A 6749-nucleotide genomic window follows, 5' to 3' on the forward strand; every position below is an offset into this window, starting at 1 on the left:
TCTACACCACGGTGAAGACCGCCTACACCTTCGACGGCAACGGCCCCTACGTGCCCAAGACGAAGTCGAGCGAGTAACAAAATGGACTGCTGCAGGGGAGCCAAGGCTTCCCTGCGAGTTTAAGGCCTTGCATCCCCACCTTAAGGCCGGGTGGTAACATCCGCTGATGGAACTTCCCGGAGGTTAAGCGAATGTCGGCTAAAGCAGCGGGGGCACGTCGCCTATTGCAGCCCACCGGGTACCCTGCGTCAGGTAGCCCTCGCAGGGTACCCGGTGGGACTGACAATTGCTCCCATCATGCCGGTGGAAGACTGGCGGGACGCTCATCGCGGTCTTCTGCAGGCGGCGGCTCAGCAGATTGCTTGTATTCGGGAGCTGGACCTGACGGTGGAGCTGATCACGCATCGCTTCACGCCGGGGTCAAAGAGCGTGCTGACTGGGTGGTACCCTGGCTCCGGCCTTGACATGGACGAGTCAACGCGGGCGCGTAAGACGACCAAGTTCAATACGGTCAAGTACGTGTACACGCCCGATGTCATGAAGGAGATGCGCGCCTTCTTCGAAGAAGCAGTCAGCGAGTACCTTCCTGCAGCCCGGGTCCTGTACTGGACCTGACTCGGGGTCGGCCAAGGCGGCAGGAACCTCGCGGACGACAGTTTGTTGTCGTTGCATCACCCCACTGAGGAGCATGTTCATGGCGACTGATGCCCGGTCGATTTACGTCACAGCACTGCGCAACACCCATGCGATGGAGCAGCAGGGCCTGCAGCAGATGGAAGCTCAAGTTTCACGCCTGGAACGATATCCGGACTACGCAGCCCTTCTCCAGCGCCATATTGAAACCACACGCCAGCAGCTGGCTCGCCTCGAGCAGGCGCTGCAATCTGCTGGTGAAAGCATCTCCACCATCAAGGAAACCGTGACCACCGTGGCCGGAACCATCGGGGCCACGGTTCACGGGCTGTTCCAGGACGAAACGCTCAAGAACCTCTATGCGGGCTATGCTTACCAGTATGAGCAGATCGGCGCTTACCGGTCCCTGATCACCATCGCGGAGGCTGCCAGCGAGAACACCCACATCTCGGCTTTCCAGCAATCGGTGCAAGAGGAGGAGCAGGCGGCCCAGGAGGTTGCTGGCCTCATCGAGCCCGTCACCCGCCGCTATGTGGAGTTGACGACCAGCGGCGATAGGGCCGACCGTTAGGCGCACTGCTCTCTTTCAGTCTTAGATGTCAGTCGCGTCGCCGTTAAAAAAGGGCGGCGACACGCGATCTTCTTTCTGGCGGTAAGCCTCAGTAGTAGCGCAGATCCGTCGCCTTGCCCCAGAAGATGCGGTAAGCGAACGCCGAATAGGCACCGATGATCGGCAGGACCACCAGGGCGCTCACGAGGATGATCAACAAAGACTCGGGCGTGGCGGCAGCCTGCCAAACCGTCAGCCTATCCGGCACGGTGTACGGGAAGAGACTGTAAGCCAGGCCATGAGCCGCGAGCCCAAGCCACGGCCCGGCGTTGCAGGACGCCTTCAATTTTCATGATGAGCCACGTTGCTCCGGTGAAGGCGTAGCCTGCCACGAGGCTTGGTCTATGTTATATTCATTAGACCGTAGCAGATAGCTGATCGCGCTGATCTTTTCGCACAAGCGCCTTTACGGGACTGAATTGCGTCCAGAGCTAAAACCCTCCACAACGGAGGAAACTCCGACAAGTGCGGACCTGATGAAAGTTCTAGTCGTAGAAGATGATGCCTTCGTGCGTGAAGTGGCCGTGACGGGGCTGGAAGACGCTGGGTACGAGGTCATCGAAGCGGCCAGCGGTGGAGAAGCTCTGAGGCTCCTGCCAGCTGGGATCGCCCTTGATGCCCTCCTGACCGACATTCGCCTGCCGGAGGCCGACGGCTGGGTGGTGGCCAGGGCCTACCGGGAACGCTTCCCCGATCCGCCTGTCCCGTATGTGACAGGGTATGCGGAGAAGATGCAGCCTGTCCCTGGAGGGATCATTATCTCGAAGCCGTACAGGATGGCCAAGGTGGTCGGCGTCTTGGAAACATGGGCAGCTTGAGTGAAGCGCCTTTTCGACAGGAGGCCACACTCGACATGGATGCGCCAGTGACACTGGTTCTCGGTTCACCCTAGGAAGACAGGCTGAACTACCATGTGCGCCGGTAATGCCGCTCGTTCCTTTGCCTCGATGAGGCAATTCGCTATGCGGTGGAAACAATGCCGAGAAACCGGCGCTATGGTGCCTTCATCGAGGCAGGGCCGAAGCAGCTCGGCTGGCGTGTGATCCATGCCGCCTATAAGCAGCTTCCAGGCACCTGAATTTCCGATAATTGCCTTTATAGAACTTGCCTCAGATCTGCCGAAGCGGGCATGGGAACAGGACAAGGCGTCCACAGCATCCGGCAGAACTATGCCGCTACGGCCAGCGGGTCAGGCACCGGGGCTGTAATCGTGCAGACCAGACCCGCCGAGGCAAAATCGATCTTTGCCTCTCCATGGAGGTCGCCAGCGAGGCTCCGCTCGATCAGCCGTGTGCCGAATCCCCTGCGGCTTGGGGGGCGCACAGGCGGTCCACCGCTCTCCTCCCAGCGTAGATGGAGGTGAGCCGGGCCACTCGTCCCATCCAAGCTCCAGTGGATCTCCACCTTGCCGGTCTCATTCGAGAGGGCTCCATACTTCACCGCGTTCGTCGCCAGCTCCTGAAGTGCCATGGCAACCGCCAGCGCCATCGAGGGCGGCAGGCGGACCTGAGGCCCCACAACCTTGATCCGGTTTTCCCCCTGAGCCCGAAACGGCTCCATGGCCTCCGCAACGATCTGATGCAGGCCAGCCGCCTCCCAGCTCTCCTGAGTTAGCACATCATGCGCCTTCGACAGGGCGATCAAGCGGCTTGCGAGAGCGGTTTGCGCGTCCGCCGGGGTGGGCGCATTGCGCAAGGTCTGGAACACGATGGACTGCACTGTCGTGAGGGTGTTCTTTACCCGGTGGTTCAGCTCGTTGATGAGCAGCCGCTGATGCTCCTCGGCGCGCTTGCTCCCAGTGATGTCGCGCGCAACGCGGATGCCATAAAGTGGTTTGCCGTTCACATCATCCACCCGGGAGGCGGACAGCTCGACCCAGATGCTGTGCCCGTCCTTGTGGACATAGCGCTTCTCCAGCGCATAGGCGTCGATCTCGCCCGCCATCTGGCGGCGGAACTGATCAAGATCCACCCGTAGGTCGTCGGGATGGGTGATGTCGGTGAAGGTCATCTGCATCAACTCGTCCCGGCTGTAGCCGGTGATGCTGCTCAACTGCTCGTTCACCCGCAAAAAGCGACCGCTGGCGTCCACCTCGGCAATGCTGGTGAAGGCATGCTCATAGGTTAAGCGAAGGCGCTGCTCGCTCTCGCGCTGGGCCGCTTCCGCCTGCTTGCTAAGGGTAAGGTCCCGCAAGTAGGCGGTAAACCGGGGTCTCTCCCCACCCCCAATTGGGCTGATGGTCAGCTCGACCGGAAACCGAGAGGCGTCGGCGCGAAGTGCCTCAAGCTCGACGCGCCGGTTCAGCACCGGTCCTTCGCCAGTGGCGAGATAATGTGCCATGCCACGGCGGTGACCGTCCCGGTACTCGGGTGGGATGATGAGCTCGGCCAAGTCCTGGCCCAGGGCCGCGTCACGGGCATAGCCGAAGGTCTGCGCGGCGGCGGGGTTCCACTCAATGACCCGGCTGTCCACGTCGATGGAGACGATGCAATCGAGGGCGGCGTCAAGAATGGAACTCTTGAGGGCCTCGCTCTCACGCAGCTCCTCCTGGGCGGTCTTGTAGCCGGTGATGTCAATGGACACAGCCAGAATGCTGTCTGGCTTGCCGGATTCATCAAGAATGGGGCTGACGGCATTGCGCACCCAGACCACCGATGTGTCTGGGCGCAGGTACCGCTTCTCGATCTCGAATGCCTCACCTGTTTCCAAGGCCCGGCGGAACAGGAGCATGTTGTGCAGGAGGTCGTCCGGGTGGGTGAGCTCCTGCATGCGGAGTTGCAGGAGCTCGTCGCGAGGGCGACCCAGGATGGCACAGTATTGGCTGTTCACACGCACGAAGCGACCCGTCAGGTCGACCTGGGCTATCCCTGCCGCCGCTTGAGCGAAGAGGGCTTCCACCTGTTGCTCACTCTTAGTCAAGGCTGTATCGGGCGTGCCGGATTGGTTAGCCTTGGCTTGTCCCCCGTAGAAGCCCCGTAGAGCTTCGCGCACGACCTCGCTGGCACTCTGGTATTGGCCGGAGGACACATCTTCGCCGATGAGGCGCAGGAGTTCAGGGGTCAGAGTAACGTTCAGGGTAGATCTAGGGGACATGGATAGATGATATCAGAGGATAGGCTGTAATATCAGGCTGTGGCAAAGAATGTCACTGCGGCAGATCAGATGGCGTCCTGCATATGAAGTTTATCTGTGTGATTCCGATGACGCCATGTATGGAACCGGATAATGTATCATTTGAATGTACTCGGAGGATGGACTCGCAAGTATCCACCGTGACCATGTAGAGGGCCAGTAGACCATATCTTTTCAGCTCAGCTGGCGCAGCCGGTAATACTTTCGTGATCTTAACCTGGGTTGCAGCGGTCGCTTCGTGGCTCTCATACTGTTCAGCTTGCCAATCGTGATCCCAGAGGGCCGTCATGGTGTTCTCCGCGTCCAAGGCTGATCATCGCAGGAACTGGCTCCTGGCTGCCCTGGAACCCGAGGATCTGGCGCACCTTGAACCCTACTTGGAGATCGTGATCTTGCCGAAGGGGACAATCCTCTACGAACCTCATGATCCGATCCGCTACACCTACTTCCCGCATGATGCCGTTGTGTGCCTGATCAACATCATGGAGGAGGGCCAGTTCGTCGAGGTCGCCTCCTTCGGACGGGAGGGGCTGTTCGGCCTGATCAGCGCCATCGTCTCCCGCGAGGCCTTCGGGCGCTACAAGGTGCAAGTGCCCGGCACTGCCTCTCGGATCCCCATCGACCGGATGCAGCAGGCGATGCAGGCCCGGCCCAAGCTGCGGCGGCTGATCCTCGGCTACTCCGAGGCACTTCTGGCCCAAACCTTTCAGACCGTCTCCTGCAATGCCATTCACACGGTGGAGGCCCGCTGCTGCAACTGGCTCCTCAGCACGCGGGACCGGATTGACGAGGATGTCCTGCCCCTGACCCATGCCGATCTGGCCGAAATGCTGGGGGTGCAGCGCTCCACGGTCAGCACCACCCTGCGCACGCTTCAGATGCAGGGCCTAATCACGCAGCAGCGCGGGGGCATCATCATCGCGGATCGGGCCGGTCTCGAGGAGATCGCCTGCGAATGTTACGCTAAGATCCGCCAGACCTACGCGCGATTGCTGCCTGTCCCATCATCTTGGGCCTGATCACAAGAGATCAGTCCATCAAAGTTTCCTCGGCAATCGTCGGACTGCGGTCCAGCAGCGCGATCAGGATTTGCATTGGCCCTTGAACCATGATCATTGCTGGCATCGCACTGCGGCCATTCTGTGCAAATATCAAGAACTTTGCACCTTCTCGGCCTAAAGTGGTGGTCCAGCAGAATGAAGGACTCCGCATGATCTACGAACTGCGCATTTACCACTGTCTTCCCGGCCGCCTGCCCGCGTTGCTGAGGCGTTTCGAAAACACCACGCTAGGCTTGTGGGAGAAGCACGGCATACGGCAGGCTGGGTTCTGGACCGTGAAGGTAGGCGAGTCTAACCAGGATCTTTATTATATGCTCGCCTGGGACTCAAGGGGCGAGTGCGAGACCAAGTGGAATGCCTTTCAAACTGATCCTACTTGGATTGCCGCCCGCACCGAAAGTGAAAGGGATGGGCCCATCGTAGCCTCAGTCAGTAATTCGTTCCTGAGCCCGACGTCGTTTTCATCCGTCAAATAGTATTTACACCGGTTTATGCAGGCGCGACGGATCCTTTGTCGCGCCTTGACACACTCCTATCCTCTTAGGCCGCTCGAACGAACAGGGCAGGGCAGGGCTTCAATGCGAAAAATTCCGCTTGTCGGCGCGCTGAGCCAGCCTGAGTATTCTGAGGTTGGACATTGCCAAGGATGACCGCGCCGCCCTGGAATAGGCCGTCGCTGTCTTGGAGCAACCAAACTGGATCAGCTGGCTGGCAGGGCTGGCTGGCAAGCCGATGGAGATGATTGGCAACCTGTCCCCTAAAGTAGTCACTGGGCTGGTCCCGCGCGCCAGCCAGAAAGCCTTGATGGTGGCGTTGCGGCTGGTGATGACGACCTTGACCGCGAAGCCCTTGTGGCGCGGCGAGTTGCTGTACGGGCGGCGCCGGCGCAGTCCATGGCGGAGGCGGCGCGCTTTATCACTGAGCATGGCTTCGTTGGGCAGGGCGCACCGGTATTGATCCGACTGGGCCAGGGGATCGCCACCCGCTTCGGGATCGTGGTCTCGCAGAAGGTCGTGGCGCAAGCTGTGCCCGTCATTGGGGCGCTGGGCGAGCTTAACGAACACGGTCAGTAACGCTCCGATGAGACAGTGAAGGATGCTCCGATAGCAACTGCGGTCTAAGCAAACTTAGCTACGACCGGAGAAGTCCCGGACGAGCGCTTTGCCGAGTAGCCGATCACTTAACCCTAGTGGATGCAGTGCCGGACTACGGCACCTGCCATAGGACGAGTGTCTGATCTAGGCCGATGTCTATGAAATGGCCTCTGCAGGAGGATCAGTCTGTCCGAAGAACAAAGAGAGCAGCCGGGTGTT

At 60.1% G+C, this 6749-nt stretch carries 8 protein-coding genes; 5 read left to right on the forward strand and 3 right to left on the reverse strand.

Going from position 1 to position 6749, the window contains the following annotated elements; all coding sequences use genetic code 11:
- Positions 1 to 273 precede the first annotated feature (273 nt).
- On the forward strand, positions 274 to 615 hold the full coding sequence (locus JKG68_RS30305; protein WP_202065955.1) for a spore photoproduct lyase family protein: 342 nt from the start codon (positions 274 to 276) through the stop codon (positions 613 to 615).
- 79 nt (positions 616 to 694) lie between these two features.
- Positions 695 to 1204, forward strand: coding sequence for a DUF892 family protein (locus JKG68_RS30310; RefSeq protein ID WP_202065957.1), 510 nt, complete (start codon positions 695 to 697; stop codon positions 1202 to 1204).
- 88 nt (positions 1205 to 1292) lie between these two features.
- Here JKG68_RS30310 and JKG68_RS30315 read toward each other — a convergent pair whose 3' ends face one another.
- On the reverse strand, positions 1293 to 1529 hold the full coding sequence (locus JKG68_RS30315) for a cytochrome d ubiquinol oxidase subunit II (RefSeq protein WP_202065960.1): 237 nt from the start codon (positions 1527 to 1529) through the stop codon (positions 1293 to 1295).
- A 190-nt stretch (positions 1530 to 1719) separates the two neighbouring features.
- Here JKG68_RS30315 and JKG68_RS30320 point away from each other — a divergent pair, with 190 nt between their 5' ends.
- Positions 1720 to 2061, forward strand: coding sequence for a response regulator (locus tag JKG68_RS30320; RefSeq protein WP_202065963.1), 342 nt, complete (start codon positions 1720 to 1722; stop codon positions 2059 to 2061).
- Between the two features lie 349 nt (positions 2062 to 2410).
- On the opposite strand, the gene JKG68_RS30325 is transcribed toward JKG68_RS30320, so the two are convergent.
- The gene (locus JKG68_RS30325) at positions 2411 to 4336 is read right to left on the reverse strand and encodes a PAS domain S-box protein (RefSeq protein ID WP_202065966.1); all 1926 of its coding nucleotides are present in this window, start codon (positions 4334 to 4336) and stop codon (positions 2411 to 2413) included.
- A 326-nt stretch (positions 4337 to 4662) separates the two neighbouring features.
- On the opposite strand from JKG68_RS30325, the gene JKG68_RS30330 reads away from it, so the two are divergent.
- Together JKG68_RS30330 and JKG68_RS30335 are read left to right on the forward strand one after the other, a co-directional pair.
- Positions 4663 to 5394 carry a Crp/Fnr family transcriptional regulator gene (locus JKG68_RS30330; RefSeq protein ID WP_202065968.1) on the forward strand — a complete coding sequence of 244 codons (732 nt, stop codon included), beginning with the start codon at positions 4663 to 4665 and terminating at the stop codon, positions 5392 to 5394.
- Between the two features lie 191 nt (positions 5395 to 5585).
- Positions 5586 to 5912, forward strand: coding sequence for an NIPSNAP family protein (locus JKG68_RS30335; protein ID WP_202065972.1), 327 nt, complete (start codon positions 5586 to 5588; stop codon positions 5910 to 5912).
- Positions 5913 to 6011: 99 nt separating this feature from the next.
- Here the strand turns inward: JKG68_RS30335 and JKG68_RS30340 are convergent, their stop codons facing one another.
- The gene (locus JKG68_RS30340; RefSeq protein ID WP_202065970.1) at positions 6012 to 6500 is read right to left on the reverse strand and encodes a hypothetical protein; all 489 of its coding nucleotides are present in this window, start codon (positions 6498 to 6500) and stop codon (positions 6012 to 6014) included.
- Positions 6501 to 6749 lie beyond the last annotated feature (249 nt).

Origin of the sequence: Microvirga aerilata, from assembly GCF_016743775.1 — a bacterium.
In the GTDB taxonomy this organism is placed as follows: Bacteria; Pseudomonadota; Alphaproteobacteria; order Rhizobiales; family Beijerinckiaceae; genus Microvirga; species Microvirga aerilata.

Excerpts from the sequence above, each read along its gene's own strand:
- JKG68_RS30320 (WP_202065963.1), top strand. The coding sequence starts at position 1,720 with ATGAAAGTTCTAGTCGTAGAAGATGATGCCTTCGTGCGTGAAGTGGCC.
- JKG68_RS30310 (WP_202065957.1), top strand. The coding sequence starts at position 695 with ATGGCGACTGATGCCCGGTCGATTTACGTCACAGCACTGCGCAACACC.
- JKG68_RS30330 (WP_202065968.1), top strand. The coding sequence starts at position 4,663 with ATGGTGTTCTCCGCGTCCAAGGCTGATCATCGCAGGAACTGGCTCCTG.
- JKG68_RS30325 (WP_202065966.1), bottom strand. The coding sequence starts at position 4,336 with ATGTCCCCTAGATCTACCCTGAACGTTACTCTGACCCCTGAACTCCTG.
- JKG68_RS30335 (WP_202065972.1), top strand. The coding sequence starts at position 5,586 with ATGATCTACGAACTGCGCATTTACCACTGTCTTCCCGGCCGCCTGCCC.